At 41.8% G+C, this 22,274-nt stretch carries 20 protein-coding genes; 5 read left to right on the top strand and 15 right to left on the bottom strand.

Going from position 1 to position 22,274, the window contains the following annotated elements:
• Nucleotides 1-139: 139 nt before the first annotated feature.
• A complete protein-coding gene (locus J6I44_RS07745; RefSeq protein WP_265765479.1) occupies nt 140-1,165 on the bottom strand; it encodes an NAD-dependent epimerase/dehydratase family protein in 1,026 nt (341 codons plus the stop codon).
• 659 nt (nt 1,166-1,824) lie between these two features.
• On the opposite strand from J6I44_RS07745, the gene mtaB reads away from it, so the two are divergent.
• The 3 genes from mtaB (at nt 1,825) to dnaB (ending at nt 5,670) form a co-directional block, all read left to right on the top strand.
• Nucleotides 1,825-3,159: a tRNA (N(6)-L-threonylcarbamoyladenosine(37)-C(2))-methylthiotransferase MtaB gene (mtaB, locus tag J6I44_RS07740; protein ID WP_265765478.1), complete on the top strand. Its 1,335-nt coding sequence runs from the start codon at nt 1,825-1,827 to the stop codon at nt 3,157-3,159.
• Between the two features lie 13 nt (nt 3,160-3,172).
• Nucleotides 3,173-4,009, top strand: coding sequence for a uracil-DNA glycosylase (locus J6I44_RS07735; protein WP_265765477.1), 837 nt, complete (start codon nt 3,173-3,175; stop codon nt 4,007-4,009).
• Between the two features lie 146 nt (nt 4,010-4,155).
• Nucleotides 4,156-5,670: a replicative DNA helicase gene (gene dnaB, locus J6I44_RS07730; RefSeq protein WP_265765476.1), complete on the top strand. Its 1,515-nt coding sequence runs from the start codon at nt 4,156-4,158 to the stop codon at nt 5,668-5,670.
• Nucleotides 5,671-5,710: 40 nt separating this feature from the next.
• Here the strand turns inward: dnaB and J6I44_RS07725 are convergent, their stop codons facing one another.
• Complete coding sequence (locus J6I44_RS07725) at nt 5,711-6,757, bottom strand: glycosyltransferase family 2 protein (protein WP_491536872.1); 1,047 nt, start codon at nt 6,755-6,757, stop codon at nt 5,711-5,713.
• Nucleotides 6,758-7,150: 393 nt separating this feature from the next.
• On the bottom strand, nt 7,151-9,100 hold the full coding sequence (locus tag J6I44_RS07720; RefSeq protein WP_265765474.1) for an ATP-binding protein: 1,950 nt from the start codon (nt 9,098-9,100) through the stop codon (nt 7,151-7,153).
• A 708-nt stretch (nt 9,101-9,808) separates the two neighbouring features.
• Between J6I44_RS07720 and J6I44_RS07715 the strand changes: the two genes are divergently transcribed.
• Nucleotides 9,809-10,609: an AAA-type ATPase lid domain-containing protein gene (locus J6I44_RS07715; RefSeq protein ID WP_265765473.1), complete on the top strand. Its 801-nt coding sequence runs from the start codon at nt 9,809-9,811 to the stop codon at nt 10,607-10,609.
• Nucleotides 10,610-10,790: 181 nt separating this feature from the next.
• Here J6I44_RS07715 and J6I44_RS07710 read toward each other — a convergent pair whose 3' ends face one another.
• The 12 genes from J6I44_RS07710 to J6I44_RS07655 form a co-directional block, all read right to left on the bottom strand.
• Complete coding sequence (locus J6I44_RS07710; RefSeq protein ID WP_265765472.1) at nt 10,791-11,786, bottom strand: sigma-54 interaction domain-containing protein; 996 nt, start codon at nt 11,784-11,786, stop codon at nt 10,791-10,793.
• Between the two features lie 469 nt (nt 11,787-12,255).
• Nucleotides 12,256-13,002, bottom strand: a complete 747-nt coding sequence (gene rnc, locus J6I44_RS07705; RefSeq protein WP_265765471.1) for a ribonuclease III — start codon at nt 13,000-13,002, stop codon at nt 12,256-12,258.
• 2 nt (nt 13,003-13,004) lie between these two features.
• On the bottom strand, nt 13,005-14,249 hold the full coding sequence (gene fabF, locus J6I44_RS07700; RefSeq protein WP_265765470.1) for a beta-ketoacyl-ACP synthase II: 1,245 nt from the start codon (nt 14,247-14,249) through the stop codon (nt 13,005-13,007).
• Nucleotides 14,250-14,290: 41 nt separating this feature from the next.
• Nucleotides 14,291-14,527 (bottom strand): acyl carrier protein, encoded by a 237-nt coding sequence (locus tag J6I44_RS07695; protein WP_265765469.1) that lies wholly within the window; start codon nt 14,525-14,527, stop codon nt 14,291-14,293.
• A 134-nt stretch (nt 14,528-14,661) separates the two neighbouring features.
• The gene (gene fabG / locus J6I44_RS07690; protein ID WP_265765468.1) at nt 14,662-15,411 is read right to left on the bottom strand and encodes a 3-oxoacyl-[acyl-carrier-protein] reductase; all 750 of its coding nucleotides are present in this window, start codon (nt 15,409-15,411) and stop codon (nt 14,662-14,664) included.
• A 61-nt stretch (nt 15,412-15,472) separates the two neighbouring features.
• Nucleotides 15,473-16,360: an ACP S-malonyltransferase gene (gene fabD, locus J6I44_RS07685; RefSeq protein ID WP_265765467.1), complete on the bottom strand. Its 888-nt coding sequence runs from the start codon at nt 16,358-16,360 to the stop codon at nt 15,473-15,475.
• A complete protein-coding gene (locus J6I44_RS07680; protein ID WP_265765466.1) occupies nt 16,360-17,355 on the bottom strand; it encodes a beta-ketoacyl-ACP synthase III in 996 nt (331 codons plus the stop codon). The genes fabD and J6I44_RS07680 overlap by 1 nt, the downstream gene beginning before the upstream one ends.
• 12 nt (nt 17,356-17,367) lie before the next feature.
• Entirely contained in the window at nt 17,368-18,351 is a 984-nt protein-coding gene (gene plsX / locus J6I44_RS07675; protein ID WP_265765465.1) for a phosphate acyltransferase PlsX, read from the bottom strand.
• 23 nt (nt 18,352-18,374) lie between these two features.
• Entirely contained in the window at nt 18,375-18,551 is a 177-nt protein-coding gene (gene rpmF, locus J6I44_RS07670; protein WP_265765464.1) for a 50S ribosomal protein L32, read from the bottom strand.
• Between the two features lie 24 nt (nt 18,552-18,575).
• A complete protein-coding gene (locus tag J6I44_RS07665; protein ID WP_265765462.1) occupies nt 18,576-19,088 on the bottom strand; it encodes a YceD family protein in 513 nt (170 codons plus the stop codon).
• A 46-nt stretch (nt 19,089-19,134) separates the two neighbouring features.
• The gene (locus J6I44_RS07660) at nt 19,135-19,803 is read right to left on the bottom strand and encodes a deoxynucleoside kinase (protein WP_265765461.1); all 669 of its coding nucleotides are present in this window, start codon (nt 19,801-19,803) and stop codon (nt 19,135-19,137) included.
• Between the two features lie 4 nt (nt 19,804-19,807).
• Nucleotides 19,808-21,094, bottom strand: a complete 1,287-nt coding sequence (locus tag J6I44_RS07655; RefSeq protein WP_265765460.1) for a glucose-6-phosphate isomerase — start codon at nt 21,092-21,094, stop codon at nt 19,808-19,810.
• A 147-nt stretch (nt 21,095-21,241) separates the two neighbouring features.
• Here J6I44_RS07655 and J6I44_RS07650 point away from each other — a divergent pair, with 147 nt between their 5' ends.
• Complete coding sequence (locus J6I44_RS07650; RefSeq protein ID WP_265765459.1) at nt 21,242-22,261, top strand: polyprenyl synthetase family protein; 1,020 nt, start codon at nt 21,242-21,244, stop codon at nt 22,259-22,261.
• The last annotated feature ends 13 nt before the right edge of the window (nt 22,262-22,274 follow it).

Raw genomic sequence — 22,274 nt, 5'->3', positions numbered from 1 at the left:
ATTCTGTTACTTTTAGCCACTTACCAAAACAAAAAAAGGTATGCTGAAATTTATTCAGCATACCTTCTTAAAAAACATACACTAATTTTCAGAAAAGAGAATAGTGTATTAATATCTTGATTATCCGAAAGCTGTTCTCCTAAACCCAATACAGTTCATCCGTTACCTGGTTAGTTTCCAACAGATATTTTAACTGCTTGAGCCGGGTGTAAGCATTCGCGTTGAATACCTCTTCATTCATATCAATCTTTTTGAAGATTTCATATAATTCTCTTGCTCCATCCTCTGCCGTATATTCGCAAGCAAAACCAGGTAGCTCACTATTTATTTTATCAAAGGAGACTCGATAGCTCCGGTTATCGCCCCCGCTCGAGCCAAAAGTAGTTTTACAACCCGGAAAGGCTTCACCTACTATTTCAGCTATCTCTCTGACCCTGAAATTTTCTTCTGTGTCTCCTACATTAAACTTTTGGTTATGCACCACTTCTCTCGGGGCCTCCAGTACACATCCGAAGGCCTTGCTGATATCTTTTATATGAACCAGTGGCCTCCAGGGCATGCCGTCACTGATCATCTCAATAATGCCGGTGGTCCATGCCAACCCAGATAAGTTGTTCAGTACGATATCAAAACGCATGCGTGGCGAAGGACCATAGGCTGTAGCATTTCGCATAAAGGTTGGCGAAAAATTTTCATCAGCTAGTTGGGATACATCACTCTCAACCCGGGTTTTACACTCAGCATAGGCTGTTTGAGGGTTAACTTCCGACGCTTCCGTCTTATAGTTATCATTGCCTTCTCCATACACACTGCATGAAGAGGCATAAACGAATCTATCGATTCCCACCTTTTTGCAAAGCTTAGCCAAACTAACACTGCCCTGATGGTTTATTTTGAACGTAATTTCCGGATTTAGTTTTCCAAGCGGATCGTTAGATAACTCTGCCAGATGAACAACGGCATCGAACCCCTCCAGGTCATTTTCAGTAATATTCCGTAAGTCCTTATGAATGTAAGAGGGATAAACGATTTCTCCATTATTATAAAGCCAGCCCGACCGGTAGAACCCAGTATCCAAGCCCGTTACTTCATATCCTTTATTAACTAAATAAGGCCCCAGTACCGATCCTATATACCCGTCTGTACCTGTAATTAGTACCTTCATATTTGTTTTCTCCTCTTTCGCTTAAATTAAGTTTTACTACCGTTTAATATTTCTTGGATCTTTGATGCACTCAACATGTGATTGCTTAACACACTATTCTGTTTTGCTAAATGTCTCTTGAGGCTTTGGGTAAATACCTTTCCATGTCTTTGCCTCTTCTTGATTATGATGACCCGGCTCACTGCTTGATCTGGTTCCAATGTTTGAAGCCCTTATTTGTGAAAGCATCAAATATCATAAAACCGACCGATCCCCTTTGGTCAGTTATATATTTTAGTCTTTTTCATCAGTGTGTAATCCAGAATTATATTGGAGTATCATCTATTTCAATAATCACAACAACTATGCCAATTATCCAGAAACCCCATCCTGTAAATAGCGCATTGATCTCTGGCTTTACGGCGGCTTTTCTAAGCAGAGATAGAGTAATTATTATATACCCTCATCATTGATGGGCAAAAAAGTTACTCCTTTTGTTAATCGTATCAATCCGACATACTGGTAATAGAACATTCTTGAAGACAAAAAACTGAAGTTTTCCATATCCATCATCCTCAATGATAAACATCGATATTTTTGCAACTGTTTTGTATTTTCTATGCTTACGTCCGATTACCTATAAACAAATACAAAGTAAATTCGAACTGGTCAGCTGATTGATGAAAACTGTTGCTTTCAAAACGCTTGGGTGCAAACTCAACTATTCCGAAACCATGAGCATTCAACAGGATTTTGAGGAAGAGGGATATAACATCAGCAATTTTGAGGAACCAGCTGATATTTATGTTATCAATACGTGTTCAGTGACCCAAAATGCCAACAGTACCTGCCGAAGTACGGTGCGCCGTGCGCTGCGCAGAAATCCGGAAGCGTTTGTTGCTGTTATTGGCTGCTATGCCCAGTTAGAACCGGACGAAATTGCTAATATCGACGGTGTTGATACGGTGTTAGGGGCTAAAAACAAGTTCAAACTTCTTGAGCTCTTCGATGATTTTAGCAAGCGAACAGAGCCCGTCGTCTATAATTCTGATGTCAATGAAGCCGTCGATTTCCACAACTCCTTTTCTGCAGATGATCGCACCCGGGCCTTCCTGAAAGTTCAGGATGGGTGCAGCTATAACTGTTCTTTTTGTACGATTCCCCTTGCCCGTGGCAAAAGCCGCAGCCCGGAAATTGCTTCTGTAGAGCAAAATGCTCAGCTTTTAGTCGAAGACGGCTTTAAGGAGATTGTTATTACCGGCGTTAATGCGGGTGATTTCGGACGAGGGACCGACGAAAACTTCTTTATGCTTCTGCAGGCTCTTGATCAGGTAGATGGACTGGAGCGAATTCGATTTTCATCCGTTGAGCCTAACCTGATGCACGAAGAGCTGATCCATTTTACGGCTGAATCTGATAAAATTCAGCCTCACTTCCACATGCCTTTGCAAAGCGGGAGCGACAAAATGCTGGGGCTTATGCGGCGGCGCTACCAATCGGATCTGTATCGACAGCGAGTAGAACTCATTAAAGACCTTATGCCCGATGCAGCAATTGGTGTAGATGTAATTACGGGACATCCGGGCGAGACTGATGAATTTTTCCAGGAGTCTTTTGATTTTATCGATTCCCTGCCTGTCTCCTACCTGCATGTGTTTACCTACTCCGAACGCCCCAAGACCCATGCTTTGAATATTGAACCCAACGTACAAAATAGCGTCCGTAAAGAACGTACCCATAAGCTTCGTCGCTTATCCCAAAAAAAGCGCTATGCTTTTGATACTTCCTTCTCCGAGAGCATTCGACCCGTGCTTTTCGAAGGTGCCAATAAAAATGGGGCAATGCTGGGCTGGACAGACAATTATGTGCGGGTAGGCATTCCTTATAATCCCCGGTACGAAAACCGAATTTTACCCGTCCATATGGGCGCACGATCCAAAGAAGGATACCTTATTGGAGAATTAACGGCAGAAGCCAAGGAAGAACAGAAAACCATTGCTGAGCTCGTAGGATAAAACCAAATTACTTATGGGAAAACCCGATAACCTCATAGACCATGTTCTCACCTTCATCCAAAATGAAAGAGAACTCTATGGTGATTTTTTAATCGACCAAAGCCTACAGGGTCAAACTGATGAAACTGGCAAAGCCCAGCAAGTGCATGATTTGGATCCCCCCTCCTCCAATAATTCCAGCCAGACAGTGACAGAGCCCCAAGACACCTCTTATAATGAGGATGAAGCCAAAGGTTCGATAAAAGAGCATAGTCCCTCATCAATCTATGACCGCATTGACGAATGCGATACTCTTGAAGCTTTAGAGCAACTTTGTAAAGAAGCCGATGTTCTTCGAACGGATTTAGAAGGCACCCAGTTAGTGTTTGGTGTTGGCAATCCTGAGGCCGACCTCATGCTTATTGGGAAAGCTCCCGGTGCAGAAGAAGATCGTCAGGGCGAGCCTTTTGTTGGGAAAGCCGGTCAGCTGCTGAATGATATTTTGGCTGCCATCAACTTTGATCGGGAAGATGTATATATCGCTAATATCCTTAAACATCGCCCACCCAATAATAGAAATCCGAAACCCGAGGAACGCAAACGAAGCCTCCCCTTTTTACTTCGACAAATTGATTTAATTAACCCCAAGCTAATACTTTCGCTCGGTAAGGTGTCTGCACAAACGCTGTTGGATAAAGACTCCTCGCTTTCAAGCATGCGCGGACAATTTCACAGCTTCCGCAACAACTATGAACTGCTTGCCACCTATCACCCAGCTGCCCTGCTGCGTCATGCTAAATGGAAACGTCCGACCTGGGAAGATGTACAGTTGCTTCGCAAGCGTTATGATGAAGTCAAAGGACGACCCTAAATTCTTCAATCAATTAAGATTTTAAGCTTCATTTAAAGTCGGCTATTTGTTATACTTTATGATCCGTGTTTCAGCGGATATTTTTTTCTGGCAAGCACTGCCCATCTTCAATAGTAACAGTTTTAATATTAGAATTTTTCTTCCGGATGGTATCACAAGGGTCCAATTATAAAAGCAATAACGCTTCAACTCTTGACCAGGAAGGCCGTGTGCCCCCCCAAGCTGTTGAAGTAGAGGAAGCCGTACTGGGATCAATGCTCATTGAACATGAGGCCGCGACGGTTGCTCTGCAGATGCTTTCAGCCAATGATTTTTATAAGCCGGCCCATCAGCATATTTTTGAAGTCTTACATGACCTTTATGAGCGAGATAATCCGCTCGACCTGCTAACGGTAGAAAATGAACTGCGCGATAAGGGATTACTCGACACCTGTGGTGGGGCAGGCTATTTATCGGAGCTAACCCGGTCGGTAAGCTCTGCTGCGAATGTAGATTATCATGCTCAAATTATTGCAGAGAAGGCAACCAAGCGAAACCTTATTCTTGGATGTACCGACATTATTAAGGACGCCTACGACAGTTCTTCTGACCCTTATGATGTTTTAGATAAAGCTGAGCAACGTATTTTTGACTTGGCAAACTCCAAGCAGCGAGCCCAGGCTCAGCCTATTGGTGACGTGCTTAAAGACACCCTTTCTCATTTGGAGGATATCCGGGGCAAATCAGCCGGAATTACCGGAGTACCTACCGGAACTGATGTTGATAAAAAAACGGCCGGCTGGCAAGATGGAGACCTTGTTATTATTGCTGCTCGTCCTTCGATGGGGAAAACAGCTTATGTTCTGACAACCGCTCGAAATGCAGCGTTGCACCAAGATCCCAAACTACAAACCAAGGTTGCTATTTTCAGCCTTGAGATGTCTAACCAGTCGCTGGTTCAACGCCTTTTGACAATGGAAGGCCGTATTAATGCCCAGTCTGCACGTTCAGGTCAACTTGATGATGATGAATTTAAACGATTAATCGATGCTGCAGGTCGTTTATTTACTGCCAACATTTTTGTGGATGACACCCCTGGCCTTAGTATCATGGAACTGCGTACTAAATCCCGTCGCCTTAAGAGTGAGCATGATATTGGTCTCATTGTGGTTGACTATCTACAACTGATGACAGCCTCAGGGAAGGATTTTGGCACTCGCGAACAAGAAATTGCCTCTATCTCACGTGGACTTAAAGCCTTGGCTAAAGAACTGAGCGTTCCGGTCGTTGCCCTTTCGCAGCTGAGCCGTGCTGTAGAACAACGGGGTGGTGATAAAAGGCCTCAGCTTAGCGACTTGCGGGAATCAGGCTCTATTGAGCAGGATGCCGATGTTGTCTGTTTCCTTTATCGGCCCGAATATTACGGTATCAAAACGACTCCCGAAGGGCAATCTACAACAGGATTGGCTGAAGTAATTATTGGCAAACAACGTAACGGTCCAGTTGGCTCAGTTCCCCTGTATTTTGTTAAAGATTATGCCCGATTTGAGAATTTAACAACAGCTGATTCTACTCCTTTTGGTGAAGAGCCCGCTGATAATGGCAACAACCTTGAAGATAGTGATGGTTCTCCCCCTATGGGCCATAGCCCCGGTCCGGGAGACAACGAAGCTCCATTTTAATGGATGATGCTATTAGTTAATTAATTAGGCGTAGAGCCCTTCAAATAATTGATTTGTAGGCCTGAAAGTAAGTGTTAATGGCATATCCCCCTACCACAATAATTAACAGGTCTAGGATACTTATACACAACCAGATCCATACAAATATAAAAGGGGTATCGGCCAGCGCCCATGCTAATATATTAATAGCAATCATCAACAGGGTAATAACCAACACTTTTAAAACGGAAGGGGTTATTAAATCAAGAATTTTGTTAATATATGATAATGATTTATACCGAAATGCTGCCTTAAACAGCTTGGGTATATAATGCTTTAGGAAGGAAAACCGTTCTTTATTGCTGTGATTTCCCACAATATCAGCTCTTATTGGCATCTGTTTCCAAACTACGGCTTCTGGAGCAAAATCCACATCTATTCCCTTAAGCTCTAACATGAGCCCATATTCTTTGTCTTGATTGAAAGTGGGAAGTATAGCCAGATTTTCTTTTAGCGTTTCTGTTGTAAACCCAAAGTTATTCCCTCTGAAACTTTTGCTAAAACCAAGTAGTTCATCTCCTACAGGTTTAAGCAAATTATTTCGCAAAAAGTTAAATCGATTCTTCTTGTCCCAAACAGATCCTGATTCTGGTAACACCAAGCTACTGCTCTGAATTACACTGCTTCCCTGATCAAAATAGTGGTTAAGGACGTCTAAATAATTACCTGACAGTAAACTTTCTGATTGTATTACTAATACCGCATCATAAGATTTATCTCCTGAAAGTATTTGCTTAAAAACCCAATGCAATTTACACTCTTCTTTTCCAAGCCAATCATTTGCATCAAAAATTGTTGCCCCCATCTCACGGGCCGTGTTAGCAGCCTCCTCCGAAAGGCAGTTGCCAAGTACAATAACGTCATACAGGTTCTTGGGATACACCAAGCCAAATATACTGTATAACGATTTCGATATCATCTGTTGCCCCTTATTGGCCAAAAGCACAATAGCAAACTGTCGGGCCTGGTTAGGTTGTGAAAAAATATTTCTCAATCCAATTAACGTCCATAGACTGCGCACCAATTGATAGCCAAGTAGTACTATCATCAAAAATGCTAATCCATATTGTATTACTTTAATAATAACCATCCAAAATACCTATGAATACTATTACTATTTAATGGGTTTACGTTTGCAGCGATCCACTTAATTTTATCCAACATACACGCAGCTATGGCCTCTAAAAATAGTTGCCAGCCATTTTGTAGTGGTCTAAAACCTTCCTGCCTCTTTTTGACTTGGATCATTAACCTATCGTGCTGCTGGCTTGTAACCCCTCTTTTAATTCAAATTACCTGACCCTTACTAAACCAAATACTGTACCATAACAATATATTCCTGATCAATATTTTAACCTGTATTATGAGTAAGCGGATTGGCACCTCCCTGGCACTACACAATATTCTGGCCTGTTGTTATCCCATCCAATCATTCGACGAATTACTTATTACTCCTGTTATGTTTTCTGTTGTCTGGAAAAAATAATCCAGGGATCTTTACAACCGGAGCTTTAATTTCTTTAAGCTGATTGCGTAATACTTTTTGGTCTGTATCTTCAAGGTCGATAAAAATGCCCGACGGTTCCTCGCGATGATAAATTGCATGAATCTTATCCCATTTCAGTGGTTCCATATAGATGCAATCAGCAAACGATACCCAAAGTAAGCAGGCTTGCGTATCAGCCGTTACCAATATGATGTTATACCCCATACGTCGGGCTTCATTAGCTAACAGAAGCGTTGACATTTGGGAGGCAGATTTTCTCGACTCCCGGTATCCGGATGTTAGTATCATAATCGTTTTTTTATGCTCAGATATCTGCCCCGAGGGTCTAAAGTCAACGAAAGTAAGGGGCTCTTCTACTTGATATTTATTCCGTTCTTTTAGCACGTCTTTCTCTCGAAGTCTGGAATTTTTTAGAGAAAGAATACCTGCAATTTTTCTATCCGAAAATCCGCAAATTTTTAAATTCTTCCATTCGCGTTTAGTAATAGTGGAGAGAGATTCTTGCTGTAACAGCCATTCGAGATCAACAATTATTTTAATATAATTTAGAAACCACGACCCGATGCTTGTCGCTTTTGTAAGTTCCTCGACTGTCACGCCAGTTTTAAAAGCTTGATATAGGTGGTGAAGCTGATCCCAATAGAAATTCTGATAAAAACTACTTATTGCTAACCGATCTGCTTTTAACATATTTCTGTGTTCGCAGTTGCTGATTCCTGTTTGCCAGACTTTCTGTAAAATTTCACAAAAATTTTGGCCCGAATACATTCTTTCTTCGACTAGTCCCCTCTTTGGGGCTAAGTCCTTCGAAGTATATCTCCCCCTTTTGGGATATGGAATGGATAGAAGAATATGATCGTTGCAACCAGGTTCAAATTCTTTGCCAACTCCTAAATCTATAATTCTGCGCCCCATTGCCAACTTGGTAATTATACTGTAGAGTGACGCCCCCAAACTGAGAGAAACCATAGCAGATTGTCTCGCATGGAAGGATATACTGGAGACTTGCATGGTATGCTCTCGAGAGTTTAGAATAAACTTTATGAAACAAAATCCAGCAAACTGCTCAAATTTCTGTACTATATTCAAGGCTGCATGAAATAAAGCCTGGCGGTCATCCCTACTTAATGTTTGTATGGGACTAATGGTAACCAGCTCATCTGAGGAATTGTACAGTGGCAGTACATTTTCAGAAGTAAATACTATGGCTGTATCTCCCTCCTGATCTTTTAATATTCCAATAGCTACTTCCTTGTCGCCCATGGGAGAGGTTTCTACAAATAGTTTTTCCCAGCTACTGCTTTTAAAATGCTTTTTTACCTCTTGCTTATAATTCTCGAGTTGCATTATCCTGGTTCTTCCAAATTTCTCGGAATGTAATATGACCGGTAACCCTCCAATAGTATTCAACACTTTCTCTGCATCATGTACCGACGAGATCTCAGCATACCGTGATTGTATTGAGCTTGTCTCGGATATAGCAGTTCTCAGTTTTAGAAATCGGTTGTTCTCATACCCTTCAGGCAAGTTAGCGTTTATAACACTAATATTATGTTCTGCCCAATATCCCTTTTTATCCAATTCCCGAACCATCTTCCAGCCCTCTGAATCAATGAAGGGAGCAAAAACAAAATCAATCTTCTCTTTTTCTAAGATAGTATCAATTGACTCGGACGAAAACGATACAGTATAACTTGAGATATTCAGGATACTATTCATACCCTTTTGGGTATCAAGGGTTGTCATAAGTACAACATCCCTGTCCTCCTCCAGAACGGCTTTACAGCACTGAATTTCATCAATATTTGAGATATAGCTACTAGTGACAGGAGGATCGCCTCTTCCTATAATTAAGATACCTTCTTGTCCATTTTTGGGTTTCATCAATTTTCCCCTCTCATTTTAAAGTTCAGCCTTCCTTCCCTTTACAATAACTGGACCCTATTAAGCTTATACTTTTACCAATATATTTAGAACAACTTCCGTGCCAAGGCTTATCTGGGCACCAACTGGTCGGCTTTATCTTCTCTTACCCCATATGATAAGCTTGCTGATAACTTGTTGTAGCCTGCTAATAATGTCCTCCAATTTAAGAGAAAAGCGAACCGTCTATAGAAGCCATATTTATAATGAGATTATGGATCCTGTACTTTAGTAATCCTTAACCACCACAATAATTTATCAGAAAAGTGAAAGCAACTTATTATGAGAATAATTCACCCTAAAACGGCTATCCATATTTACACATACACCTCCTGATTTTGTGAAATTTATTCACAAAGAGCCCCTCGGTTTTAAGGTTCACCATCGATAGTCGCCTTTGCTATTACCCCTGTAAATACCGGTTATAACTAACAATACAGAAGGAATATTTGTACTTCCTTATAGCAGGCAGCTAAGGTTGGCACATTAATTGTATCAATTTAATTACACAATTGAATTATTGAGCACATATCACTTGGAAAAACAATCAGCTTTGCTCTCATTGGACATTTTTTTATCACAATTTGCAGCTTAACTTGATGCACATGTAACAGCGTGAAAAAATACTTTATCCAAAGCTAGAGAGATTTTTAAAACCACTTTTGTACAATGACCACAACTAAACCTCTCCTCAAAAAGTTTTTGCTACATGATATAGAACATTATTCCAAGAGCATTCTTATGCAGGATATTTTCTACAAAATTCTGCATCTGGCCAAGTTAGACTCCAATGTTATATTAGTCGGTGAAATAGGTTCTGGAAAAAAAAGGCTTGCTAAAGTAATCCATGAGAGTAGCAATCGGGCACAGGGTTCTTTTCAGACTTTTTACTGTTTAAATATTAATGAAGATGAATATAAAAAGGCTTTTTGGGGACATCTTAAGTTTGATGAGAATCACCTATCCATTAAATACGACCTTCTAGAAAAAACAATAAATGGCACCCTTTACCTGGATCAGTTTTCGGAACTCACTCCCAAGCTAATGCATGATATTCTTATTTCATATAAAAAGGGATGTGATCAAATATTTCGACTACGTCCGAGCCATAATGGGAAACCACGTATTATCCTATCTTTCAACCAAGAATATTATCAAAACTTTATAGGGAAACCTATCTGGCAAGAACTTTTGAATGAACTAAATCCCGTAGTAATCATGCTGCCTCCACTACGGGATCACAAGGAGGATATTCCGTTGATAATAGACCACTTTTTAAATGAAATTAGGGACAGATATATAGAGTATAAAAACCTGAGAATATCTGGGAATGCGCTATTAGCATGTTATAACTACGATTGGCCGGGAAATCTTTTGCAACTAAAAAATGCGATTTTACAAGGTGCGGTTCTTTCGCGGGGAGAAACTATTGAATTGAGTCACCTGCCCATTTCGATGAATACAGAGTAGTGTTGTAATTCTCAGTAATATTTTTGAGCTCCCCCCTTTGGCCTTGGATAGGGTGTATTCTTATTGCTCTCTTTGAAACGATGTCTTGGTTCAAATGACATATTAGCGCATTTGTGAGCTATAGGAGAGGTAAAATAGTTTTTATTATTTGACTAAATACCAAGGTACAACAGGTAAGAAGTTATCCTTTGGCGTAGCGTTCTAATTTGTTATGTAGCGTTTTTCTACTAAAGCCTAATATTTTTGAAGCTTCTGTTTTATTATTATCCACTGAACTAAGTGTATGGTTAATAACCTTTCGTTCTACTTCTGCCAAACTTATTCCAATAGGAATTTGGATATATTTATCAAACTCGCTCTCGAAATTAACCGGATATATATTATCTCCCCCTTTAATGTGTGAAGGGATGGCATCGGGCCCCACCTCTTTACCCGAATACAAGACCACAAATCGTTCAACAATATTCTTCAGTTCCCGCACATTTCCGGGCCAGTCATACGATTTGAGAATCCCCAAACATTCATCAGAAAACTCAATAGGATCCATTTGATAGGACTCTGAAACATCGTTCTGATAATAGTCAATTAATAATGGAATATCGCCCCGTCGCTTGCGTAATGGAGGGATATTCAATTCTATAACATTCAGCCGATAAAAGAGGTCTTCTCGAAAATTACCCGACTTTATTTGATCAACTAACTCTTTGTTTGTTGCTGAGATGATACGGGTATCTACGTCAATTTCCTTTTTTCCACCCACTCTTCTAAATGCCCTCAATTCTACTGCGCGCAATAGCTTAACCTGAATATCACTGGGCATTTCTCCGATCTCATCCAGAAAGAGGGTACTTTTGTCAGCCAGCTCAAAACAACCTTCCTTTTTTTCACTGGCTCCAGTAAAAGCTCCTTTTTCATGACCAAACAACTCACTTTCAACAAGTTCTGAGGGAATGGCCCCACAATTTATTGCAATCATGTCTTTGTTGCTTCGTGAACTATAATAGTGCACTAGGCGCGCCAGTACTTCTTTTCCAGTTCCATTCTCACCTGTAAGAAGCAGAGTAGCTTTTGTATTGGCTACTAATTTAACCTTCGCCAATAAATCCTTCATCACCTGGTTCTGAGTAATAAAAACCGGTTTTTTACCTTCTTCTCTCTGCTTTGTATCACTATTCACATTCTCCTTCAGCATTACTTTACCCCTCCGCACTTATTTTTTTATAAAATAGTTAGACACACTCTCTTTGGACTTCGACCTATCTCAATATTCCATAATTTCTTTTAAAAACAATATTATACCTTTCTAATATCTATGAGAATTACCGTCAAGTGTTAAAGGTTTAACAGTCCATTTATTAAGCTTTTCAACCTAACGGTTTTATATTATAAGGCTCCCAGTACTTCTGTTAAAATTAATTTTCTCTAAGAATCTGTTTCGAATGGATTTAGCTCATCTATTCTCCCAAATAAATAGCGGCCTAATGGCTATGTAAAACAGTAAAAATAAGGTGAGTGGTACTTAAAGCCATCTTAATCTATCTTCCCTATACATAATACTAATTATGAACGGTTGAAAGATCACACAGAATGTTATGAACTTTTAATTCTAAAAGACAAAACCTTCGGCATTATGCACAGCTTTTCCCTTAGCTTTTAAGATCTGCCAGCGCTTTTTGGGCTGCCTTCTGTTCTGCCTCTTTCTTACTTTTTCCGACTCCACTGGCCATCGGCTTTTGGTCAACTAGCACCTCAATTTCAAAAGTCTTATCATGTCCGGGACCGGTTTCTGAAATAACACGGTAGGTAGGAATTTTCATCTGTTTGGCCTGAGCAAACTCTAATAATAAACTTTTGTAGTTATCCAGTGTTGTAATAACCTTATTCAAATCTACATAACGGTCTATTACCTTGCGGACAAAATAGGAAGTTTCTTTATATCCTGCATCAAGATAAAGCGCCCCGACTAAGGCCTCAAAAACATCGGATAGTACACTTTTTGAGTTCTCAATTCCCTGTCCCCGTACTTCCTCAGCCAACAATAACAGTTCATTAAGTTCCAACTTACGTGCAAATACCGCTAACGTATCTCCTTTCACCAGTTTTGCCCGTAGTTTAGTCAGGAATCCTTCGTTTTTTTCAGGAAAAAGATCAAAAATAATTTCTGTAATAATCAGATCCAGAACGGCATCTCCCAAAAATTCCAGCCGCTCGTAAGAATCTGTTGAGCTGAAGTTTTCATCGGATAAGGTAGATCGGTGCCTTAATGCCCGTATATAGATAAAGGGATTATCGATTGAGGTTTCGATAATCTCTTCAAGTTTTTCAATACGTTTATGGTGCTTAGGCGGTAGTGTTCCCTTAGATTTAAAAAGTGACCTAAGCTTCTCTAGCATCCTTACTCTTCAAACTTTTTAAATACAATCGTAGTGTTATGCCCGCCAAATCCAAAGGCATTGTTTAAGGCGTATGTTACGTTACGACTTACAGCTTCGTTCGTTGTATAATTTAAGTCGCATTCCGGATCTGGGGTATCATAATTGATGGTAGGTGGGATCATATCATGATAGGTAGACAACACCGTTGCTAAAGACTCCATTGCACCTGCAGCACCAAGGGCGTGTCCGGTCATGGACTTGGTAGAGTTATGATTGATCTGATAGGCGTGATCTCCAAACACCTTCTTAATTGAGTTTGTCTCAGCGATATCGCCGAGCGGTGTTGAAGTACCATGCATGTTAATATGATCAACATCTGTAGGCTCAATGTCAGCAGCCTCAAGCGCACGATTTATGGCCAGTATAACGCCCTCTCCTTCCGGATCAGGGGCCGTAATATGGTGAGCATCTGCCGAGAATCCATATCCTACAATTTCGCCATAAATGCGGGCATCCCGGGCTTTAGCATGCTCATATTCTTCTAAGAACAGGATGGCTGAGCCTTCTCCCAGTACAAAACCATCTCGGTTTTTATCAAAAGGACGAGAAGCTGTTTGGGGATCATCATTACGATTGGACATTGCCCGCATGGAGGTAAAGCCCGCGACCCCTATGCGTGAAACAGGCGCTTCCGAACCACCGGAAACGGCCATATCACATTGTCCGCTTTTAATGGAGTCGTACGCTAATCCGATATTATGAGAACCCGTAGCACAAGCTGAAACCGCACAAAAGTTGGGTCCTTTAAAGCCATATTTTATGGATATCTGGCCCGCAACCATGTCTGGAATCAGCATGGGAATGAAGAATGGCGATACTCCCCGGGGACCGTGCTCGTGAAAAGAGATAGACTGCTCGTAGAAGGTAATCATTCCACCGATACCCGTACCCACAATAACAGACACTCTATCCTTGTCGATTTCTTCAAGGTCAAGTCCGGTATCCTGCATAGCCTCTTCGGCTGCGATAAGTGCGTACTGGCATACTTTATCCAACCGACGCGCTTCTTTACGATCGAAATAATCGAGTTCGTCGTAATCTTCTATTTGCGCGGCGAATTTGGTAGGAAAATCTTCAGTATCGAAATGCTCAATAGGCTGAGCACCACTTTTTCCTGATATTAATCCATTCCAGAAATCTGGTGCCGTCTTACCAACAGGGGTAAGGGCACCGATTCCGGTAATGACTACTCTACGGTCAGACATGCTAATATATTAGCGTAAAAATTAAGAAGTATAAAAAGACCTTATACTTTATCCTGGAGATACTCAACAGCATTGCCAACAGTAGCAATATTTTCGGCATCTTCATCAGGAATGCTGATGTCGAATTCTTTTTCGAACTCCATAATAAGTTCTACTGTGTCAAGAGAATCTGCACCAAGATCGTTAGTGAAGTTTGCATCGTGAGTTACTTCCTCCTCATCGACACCTAATTTATCAACAATGATGCTTTTTACTTTTGATTCAACGTCTTGTGACATAATATTTATTTTAGCTTAGGTTTTAAGTTAATGAAAGATCGAATCTGCCTACTTCCGTTAAGTATGGGCAGAAAATACAATTAAAATTATTAAAAATACACTTTAAGCGAATAGCTCTCCAAAAAAGTCAAAATCTACATTGCCATTCCACCATCTACACGTATTGTTTCGCCAGTAATGTAAGAACTAAGATCTGAAGCCAAAAATGCTACTGCATGAGCTACTTCTTCTGCGTCACCTGGCCGTCCCAGAGGTGTTTCTTCCTTAATTGATGCTAGTACTTTCTCATCCAGTTCATCGGTCATTTCTGTAGTTATATAGCCAGGAGCAATCACATTGGCACGAATACCCCGAGAGGCTAACTCTTTGGCATATGATTTTGTAAATCCAATAATCCCAGCTTTGGAAGCAGCATAATTACTTTGTCCTGCATTCCCGCTTAGCCCTACCACTGAGCTAATATTAATAATAGAACCCCCACGATTGCGCATCATGGGTTTCGCTACGGCCTTACTGTAGTTAAATATGCTCTTTAAATTGGTGTTTATCACTTGATCCCACTGTTCTTCTTTCATGCGAAGAATCAGATTATCGCGTGTAATACCAGCATTATTAACCAAGATATCAATTTTCTCCCAGTCTTCGGTAAGCTCAGCAATAACCTCTTCGGCTTTTTCAAGATCTACGGCATCTGCTTGCAGGGCTTTAGCGCGCACCCCTTTGGATGTCATTTCATTTTTGACCTCATTAGCGGCCTCTTCTGAGCTCGCAAACGTAATAGCAACATCAGCACCCAGTTCCGCCAAGGTCAAAGCTATAGCACGGCCTATCCCCCGGCTTCCTCCGGTTACAAGTGCTGTTTTCCCATCAAGTGATATATCCATAATTTCTTGTAATATTTAGTTAGGAATGCATGCCAAAGCCGCAATGCATCAATTTGACAGATTATTCGAAGCCGTCTATTTCAACGTCCTTGAGTGTACGCTTCACTAAACCCTGCAATACTTTTCCAGGCCCCACTTCAACAAAAGAGTCAGCGCTATTCTCTTCCATATTCTGTAGTGTCTGAGTCCACAGCACCGGATTTAATAACTGACTTAGTACATTCGAACGAATTTGTTCTGGATCGGAGGTAGGAGCTGCGGTATAATTACTATAAATCGGACAGTGTGGAGTGGAAACATCAAGCTCTTCAAGGCTATCTTTTAAACCATCGTATGCAGGTTGCATAAGCGAAGAATGAAAGGCCCCACTGACGGGTAATATTTTAGCCAAACGGCACCCTTCCTCTTTTAACAATTCAACTGCTTTTTCGACCGCTTCCACAGCGCCAGAAATAACGACCTGCCCCGGACAATTGTAGTTAGCTGCAATAACTTCTTGGCCAACCTCTTCTGTGGCTTGGCTACATATCCTTTCAACAACTTCATCTTCCATTCCAATGACAGCGGCCATGGTCCCGGGATTTGTTTCTCCAGCCTGCTGCATCAGTTCTCCACGCCGGCGTACAATCTTCAGGGCATCTTCGAAGGCTACTGCTCCACAGGCCACCAAAGCCGAAAACTCACCCAGACTATGCCCGGCAACCATATCGGGATTGGCATCCAGTGTTTGGTATAAAGCTATGGAATGCAGAAAAATTGCCGGCTGTGTATATTCCGTTTGTTTCAACTTCTCTGCCGGGCCTTCAAACATAATTTCTTTTAGGTTGAAGCCGAGCACCTCATTGGCACGATCTACATACTGGGCAAACACCTCATTTTGCTGATAATGGTTTTGACCCATTCCAACCGATTGTGAACCCTGACCCGGAAATAAATATGCTTTAGCCATTATTGAATACCCCATTTTAAGTAGATAGAACCCCAGGTATAACCACCGCCAAAAGCGGCCAAAATCAAATTATCACCATGGTTCAATTTATCCTTCCAGTCGTATAAACAAAGTGGAATTGTTGCAGCAGTTGTATTTCCATACCGATCAATATTAACCATCACCTTGTCACTATCCAGCCCCATGCGGTTCGCTGTAGCATCGATAATGCGCAAGTTCGCCTGATGAGGAACCAACCAGGCTACATCGTCGGCCGTTAGACTGTTGGCTTCCATAATTTCAGTAACAACATCAGACATGCCCACGGTGGCTTTTTTAAAGACTGCCCGGCCATCCTGCTTAATGTAATGTAACCGATCAGCAACCGTATGTTCGGATGCGGGTTTTCTGCTGCCCCCTGCTGGCTGACAAAGCGCTCCGTTGGTATCCCCTTCGGTATGGTGGATGTAGTCAATGACACCCGTTTCATCATCAGATGCTTCCAATAATACAGCTCCTGCTCCATCTCCGAACAAAATACAGGTAGAGCGATCGGAATAGTCAACAATAGAACTCATTTTGTCAGAACCGATAACCAGTACTTTCTCGGCCCGACCGGACTCAATATAATTAGCACCATTAGAGAGAGCGTACAAAAACCCAGAGCAAGCCGCCGATAAATCAAATCCGTATGCATTGTCCGCGCCGATATAGTCTTGTACCAGACAAGCAGTAGCCGGGAAGAGATAATCAGGCGTAACGGTAGCAAGAATGATAATATCAATCTCTTCAGCGCCAATACCACGCTCTTCCAACGCTTCTTTAGCAGCTTCGGCGCCCATATAGGCTGTTGCCTTATCTTCGTCTTTAAGGATACGTCGCTCACGAATTCCCGTCCGTGTACGTATCCATTCATCGTTGGTTTCCACCATCTCTTCCAGATCACTATTGGTCAGTCTGTGCTCAGGCAGATAGTGGCCTACTGCTGTTATTCCTGCTCGTCTTTTTTCCGCCATGTATGGGGTTCTTTAATTAAGAGATGCTACAATTTTGTCATTGATATTATGTTTGAGGCATTTAGCTGTATTTAAAATCATATTCTTTACAGCTTTGGGAGTGCTGCTCCCATGCCCTACCATACTAACTCCATCGACTCCAAGAAAGGGAACACCGCCTACACGGTCAGGATTAAACTCTTCAAGAGATACTTTTAGCACTTTCCCGATTAACTTTGCTTCCTCTGGCCCTAACTCTAATTGCTGGATACCTCTTTTCACAAACTTTTCGAGTGCTACAGGAATAGATTCCCCAAATTTAAGAAGGATATTTCCTACCAAACCATCACAGAGAAAGACATCAGCTTTGGCGTCAAAAATATCCCGGCCCTCAATATTACCTGCGAAATTTGAAAGCTTGCTGAGTTCCTTGAAAGCAGCTTTTAAGTTATCGGTTCCTTTTTCTTCTTCTTCACCGACATTCAAAAGTCCGACTTTAGGATCCTCAACCCCCATAATTTCGCGTGCATAGATGGTTCCCATCTGAGCAAACTGGGTAAACATTTCGGGGCGTACTTCTAAATTTGCTCCGACATCCATTACCAGGCGCACCCCTTTAATAGTGGGATATATTGCCGCAATAACGGGTCGCGAGACACCTTCAAGCTTTCCCAATAAAAAAGTGGAGGCCGCCAATAAGGCCCCTGTATTGCCCGCACTTACAAATGCATCGCATTTACCGGCCTTATGCATACCAATGCCGGTAACGATTGATGATTTCTGCTTTGTCTTTACGGCCTGTGCCGGAGATTCATCCATCCCAATAACCTGGGGAGCATGCTGGACCAAAATCCGTTTAGAGTCGTATTCATGGTTAGAAAGCTCATCATTAACAACATCTTCCGGACCAACCAATATGATTTTAAGGTCTGGAAGTTCGTTAACGGCTTCAATTGCACCTTGTACCGGACTCCTGGGATAATGATCCCCTCCCGCGGCATCTACAGCAATAACCATGAATAATTAATTAGGATAAAATTTTAGTTGACGTCCAATACTTGTCGGCCGCGATAGTAGCCACACTCAGTACATACATGATGATATTTATGGTATGCACCGCAGTTTTGGCATTCAGCAAGGGTAGGCTCGGCCACCTTATGGTGCGAACGGCGTTTGTTTCTTCGTGAAGAGGAATGTCTACGCTTAGGATGTGCCATTATTTAATTGTAATAGTGTTTCTGTTAGTTCTTAAGTTTCTTCAATTTTTCCCACCGGGGATCAATGCCCTCGGCTTCATCTTCTTCAGCTACATCGCCATATTTCTTCGTTTCAAATTCTTTCGGACTTCCATCCTCATCGAGAAATTTAGGATGCAGCTTCTTAATCGGAACATTTAACATGATGGTGTCTCGAACCTCTTCTTCGATACTGAGAGTATTCGAGGAGAAGTTAAACCGTCGCACGGCCCCATCTTCATTCTCTGTTTCTTCCTGTACATCAACTTTAAAAAGAACTTCATAATCCGATACTATCGGCTGGATATAGCTTTCAAGTGAGCGGTCACAAACGAGTTCTACATCTGCATCCACATGAAAGTTTACCCGAATAAAATGAAGAGTACGGTAAAACTGAAGATCTATACCTCCTCCTTTAAATTCATAAGGAGACAGATCAAGATCCTCTTCTTCCAAGCCAACGCTTCGCTGGCTCTCCTCTTCGGGTATCTCAACTATGTTAAATTCAAGTTTTGACATAACAGTAATAGCTTGCAAAGTTATGAATAATTGGGTTTATCCGCAATCAATTAAACAACCCAAATAAACGTTGTTCTACCAGTTCTATTATGCGTCCTAAGTCTTCATCATTATTAACAAAATCAAGGTCATCGGTATCAATAATCAGCTTCTCGTGCGGATAGCGGTCAATCCAGTCCTCATACAATCGGTTCAGTCGTTCAAGGTATTCTATACGAATGGTATTTTCGTAATCTCTTCCCCGCTGCTGAATTTGTTCGACCAGCGTTGGTACTTGCGCGCGAATATAAATCAACAAGCTCGGTGATTTCAAATAATTCGTCATCTCCGTAAAGAGTGCTTTATAGTTCTCGTAATCACGATCGCTCATTAATCCCATTTCGTGCAAGTTCTTGGCAAAGATCTCCACATCCTCATAAATCGTACGATCTTGTACAAACCGTCCTTTGCGGTCCAGCATCTCTTTCTGGTGCCGAAAGCGGCTGGAAAGAAAAAAGATCTGAAGGTTAAAGCTCCACCGCCGCATGTCATCATAAAAATCCGACAGGTAGGGATTATCATCCACCGATTCATAAAAGGGTTCCCATCCAAAATGTTTTGCCAGCAGTCCCGTCAACGATGATTTCCCGGCTCCGATATTTCCAGCTACCGATATAAATTTAAGCTCATCCGGTTCTACCTCTTGCGAGATGGGCAAGTTGTCTTCTTGGGCCATAGTATTATTGCTTACCAAGCAGTTGATACATTTCTTTTTTATAAAATTCGACGCCCGGTTGATTAAAAGGATTGACGTCCAGGCAATAGCAATACACGGCTGTTAGCAATTCATATAAATAGATAAACTCCCCGATATGTTGTGCATTGAGTTTATCCAGGGTAAGGACTACACAAGGAACGCCCCCTTCGTGATGGGCCTGTAGGGTTCCCTCCAGTGCCCGGCTGTTAATATCGTGAAAGGAACGGCCCTCAAGATAGTTCAAACCATCATGATCTTCATCTTCCGCTTGTACTTCTACCTGTTCATTCATTGAGTCAACCTGGATAAAGGTTTCCATCATATTACGCGGACCTTCTTGCACAAACTGTCCGAGGCTGTGCAGGTCTGTGGAATAAGTAGCTTTTGCAGGAAACATGCCCTGGTTTTCTTTACCTTCACTTTCTCCCAGTAACTGCTGTAACCAGCCGCTTAGAGCATTAAGCTGCGGCTCAAAGGTAGTAAACAAATCAATGGCTTTGCCCTGTTCGTAGAGTGCATGCTTTACAGCCGCATATTCGAGTACCGGCTCTGGATCTTCTTCCAGTGCTTCAAATTTTGAAACGGCTTCATAAAACAGACTGCGGATGTCGATACCGGCGACGGCAATCGGAAGCAAACCTACCGGCGTCAATACCGAAAATCGCCCGCCCACATCATCAGGAATAATAAATTTTGGGAAGCCGTGTTTTTTAATCAGCTCATTTAGTGCTCCTCCCTCTTCACTGGTCGTACAGACAATCCGCTCACTGATATCGTCGAAGCGGTCTTCCATCCAATTCCGTAAAATACGGAACGAAAGTGCTGTTTCTAAGGTAGTACCCGACTTTGAGATTACATTTAAATATACGCTTTTGGACTCTCCCTCTGCATTGGGTTCCTCCAAATAGCCAATCAGCTCATCCAAATATTGGCCACTCATCTGGTTGCCGGCATACAGTATTTCTGGTCCATCAGTACCAAAAAACGGTGACAATGCATCAATAACGGCTCGCGCACCCAGGTAAGACCCCCCAATACCGCACACAATAAAGACATCGGCATCCTCGCGAATGGCCGTGGCTAAACTATCTAACTGCTCTAAAATAGCATCATTGGGATCTGACAGCAGTGTGCGCCAGCCAAGCCATTCTGAACCAGCTCCATTTCGCTGTTTTACCTGCTCAAAAGCCTGCTTCGCTTTCTCATAACTATCATTGTACGCACGTTCTTTAACAAAAGACCGAGCTCTGCTTATATCAATTTCTATCATAAAAATTAAAAATTTAGTAATGGCCTATTGATATTCTATATTTGGTAGCCAAAATGTATTGGAAATGACGGAAGTTTAAAACCTGAATAATTATTAAATTTCAACTTTTATTTATAGCCCCAACATTAAGCTATAGAATATCGGTTCATGATTGATACTCAGCTACAAAAAGTTACCTCCTTTAAGCGAAAGGAGAAAAAATCGCTTAGTCAGATTACTCGTCCGGTAATTGATGATCTGAGTGAATTTCGTGTTTTTTTTAAAGAAGCACTGCGTACCGATGTATTTGTACTGGATCAAATTGTGCGATATCTGTTGCGCCAAAAGGGTAAAGAAATCCGCCCCACTCTTGTATTTATGTCGGCCCGGCTGTTTGGAGACGTCAGCCAGCGCAGCTATGTAGCGGCCACCATGATTGAATTACTGCATACTGCCACTCTTATCCATGATGATGTGGTGGATGATGCCGAAATTCGACGAGGCTTCTTGAGTATCAACAAAGTTTGGAAGAACAAAGCCAGCGTACTTTTGGGTGACTTTTTGCTCTCCAAAGGCTTGCTTATTGCATTGGATTATGATGAATTTAAGCTATTAAAAGTGCTCTCCCGGGCGGTCAAAAGCATGAGTGAAGGCGAGCTCCGTCAGTTTAAGGCAGCCCGCCTCTTTAATATGGATGAAGACTATTATTTCAAAGTCATTTCAGAGAAGACTGCCAGCCTCATTGCGGCCTGTTGCGAATGTGGTGCCATTTCAACGACGGATGATCCCGCACAGCATCAAAAGATGCACGATATCGGCATGTGGACCGGTATTGCTTTCCAGATTCGGGATGACCTTTTTGACTATGGCAAAGGAGACATTGGCAAGCCCAAGCGGAACGACATTAGAGAACGTAAGGTGACCCTTCCTTTCATTAAAGCGCTGGAAAATGCCTCCATGATGGAGAAAATCCGGATTCGTCATTTGATGCGAAAACGCAAAAAGAAACAGGCTGATGTTGATAAAATTGTCTCCTTTGTGCATGAAAAAGGAGGCATGGATTACGCTCGCGAGATTATGGACGATTATGCTTCCAAGGCGCTTTCGAAGCTTTCTACGTTGCCCGAGTCTAAGGCCCGGCAATCGTTTGAAGATCTTATCGAGTTTATTATACGACGTAAAAAGTAGTCTTCTCCTTTAA

The organism is Fodinibius salsisoli (assembly GCF_026229185.1).
In the GTDB taxonomy this organism is placed as follows: Bacteria; Bacteroidota; Rhodothermia; order Balneolales; family Balneolaceae; genus Fodinibius; species Fodinibius salsisoli.
Note: the sequence above shows the minus strand (reverse complement) of the source record. Positions and strands in the feature narration are given on the sequence as shown.

Excerpts from the sequence above, each read along its gene's own strand:
- J6I44_RS07745 (WP_265765479.1), bottom strand. The coding sequence starts at position 1,165 with ATGAAGGTACTAATTACAGGTACAGACGGGTATATAGGATCGGTACTG.
- mtaB (WP_265765478.1), top strand. The coding sequence starts at position 1,825 with ATGAAAACTGTTGCTTTCAAAACGCTTGGGTGCAAACTCAACTATTCC.
- J6I44_RS07735 (WP_265765477.1), top strand. The coding sequence starts at position 3,173 with ATGGGAAAACCCGATAACCTCATAGACCATGTTCTCACCTTCATCCAA.
- dnaB (WP_265765476.1), top strand. The coding sequence starts at position 4,156 with ATGGTATCACAAGGGTCCAATTATAAAAGCAATAACGCTTCAACTCTT.
- J6I44_RS07725 (WP_491536872.1), bottom strand. The coding sequence starts at position 6,757 with ATGATAGTACTACTTGGCTATCAATTGGTGCGCAGTCTATGGACGTTA.
- J6I44_RS07720 (WP_265765474.1), bottom strand. The coding sequence starts at position 9,100 with ATGAAACCCAAAAATGGACAAGAAGGTATCTTAATTATAGGAAGAGGC.
- J6I44_RS07715 (WP_265765473.1), top strand. The coding sequence starts at position 9,809 with ATGACCACAACTAAACCTCTCCTCAAAAAGTTTTTGCTACATGATATA.
- rnc (WP_265765471.1), bottom strand. The coding sequence starts at position 13,002 with ATGCTAGAGAAGCTTAGGTCACTTTTTAAATCTAAGGGAACACTACCG.
- fabF (WP_265765470.1), bottom strand. The coding sequence starts at position 14,249 with ATGTCTGACCGTAGAGTAGTCATTACCGGAATCGGTGCCCTTACCCCT.
- J6I44_RS07695 (WP_265765469.1), bottom strand. The coding sequence starts at position 14,527 with ATGTCACAAGACGTTGAATCAAAAGTAAAAAGCATCATTGTTGATAAA.
- fabG (WP_265765468.1), bottom strand. The coding sequence starts at position 15,411 with ATGGATATATCACTTGATGGGAAAACAGCACTTGTAACCGGAGGAAGC.
- fabD (WP_265765467.1), bottom strand. The coding sequence starts at position 16,360 with ATGGCTAAAGCATATTTATTTCCGGGTCAGGGTTCACAATCGGTTGGA.
- J6I44_RS07680 (WP_265765466.1), bottom strand. The coding sequence starts at position 17,355 with ATGGCGGAAAAAAGACGAGCAGGAATAACAGCAGTAGGCCACTATCTG.
- plsX (WP_265765465.1), bottom strand. The coding sequence starts at position 18,351 with ATGGTTATTGCTGTAGATGCCGCGGGAGGGGATCATTATCCCAGGAGT.
- rpmF (WP_265765464.1), bottom strand. The coding sequence starts at position 18,551 with ATGGCACATCCTAAGCGTAGACATTCCTCTTCACGAAGAAACAAACGC.
- J6I44_RS07665 (WP_265765462.1), bottom strand. The coding sequence starts at position 19,088 with ATGTCAAAACTTGAATTTAACATAGTTGAGATACCCGAAGAGGAGAGC.
- J6I44_RS07660 (WP_265765461.1), bottom strand. The coding sequence starts at position 19,803 with ATGGCCCAAGAAGACAACTTGCCCATCTCGCAAGAGGTAGAACCGGAT.
- J6I44_RS07655 (WP_265765460.1), bottom strand. The coding sequence starts at position 21,094 with ATGATAGAAATTGATATAAGCAGAGCTCGGTCTTTTGTTAAAGAACGT.
- J6I44_RS07650 (WP_265765459.1), top strand. The coding sequence starts at position 21,242 with ATGATTGATACTCAGCTACAAAAAGTTACCTCCTTTAAGCGAAAGGAG.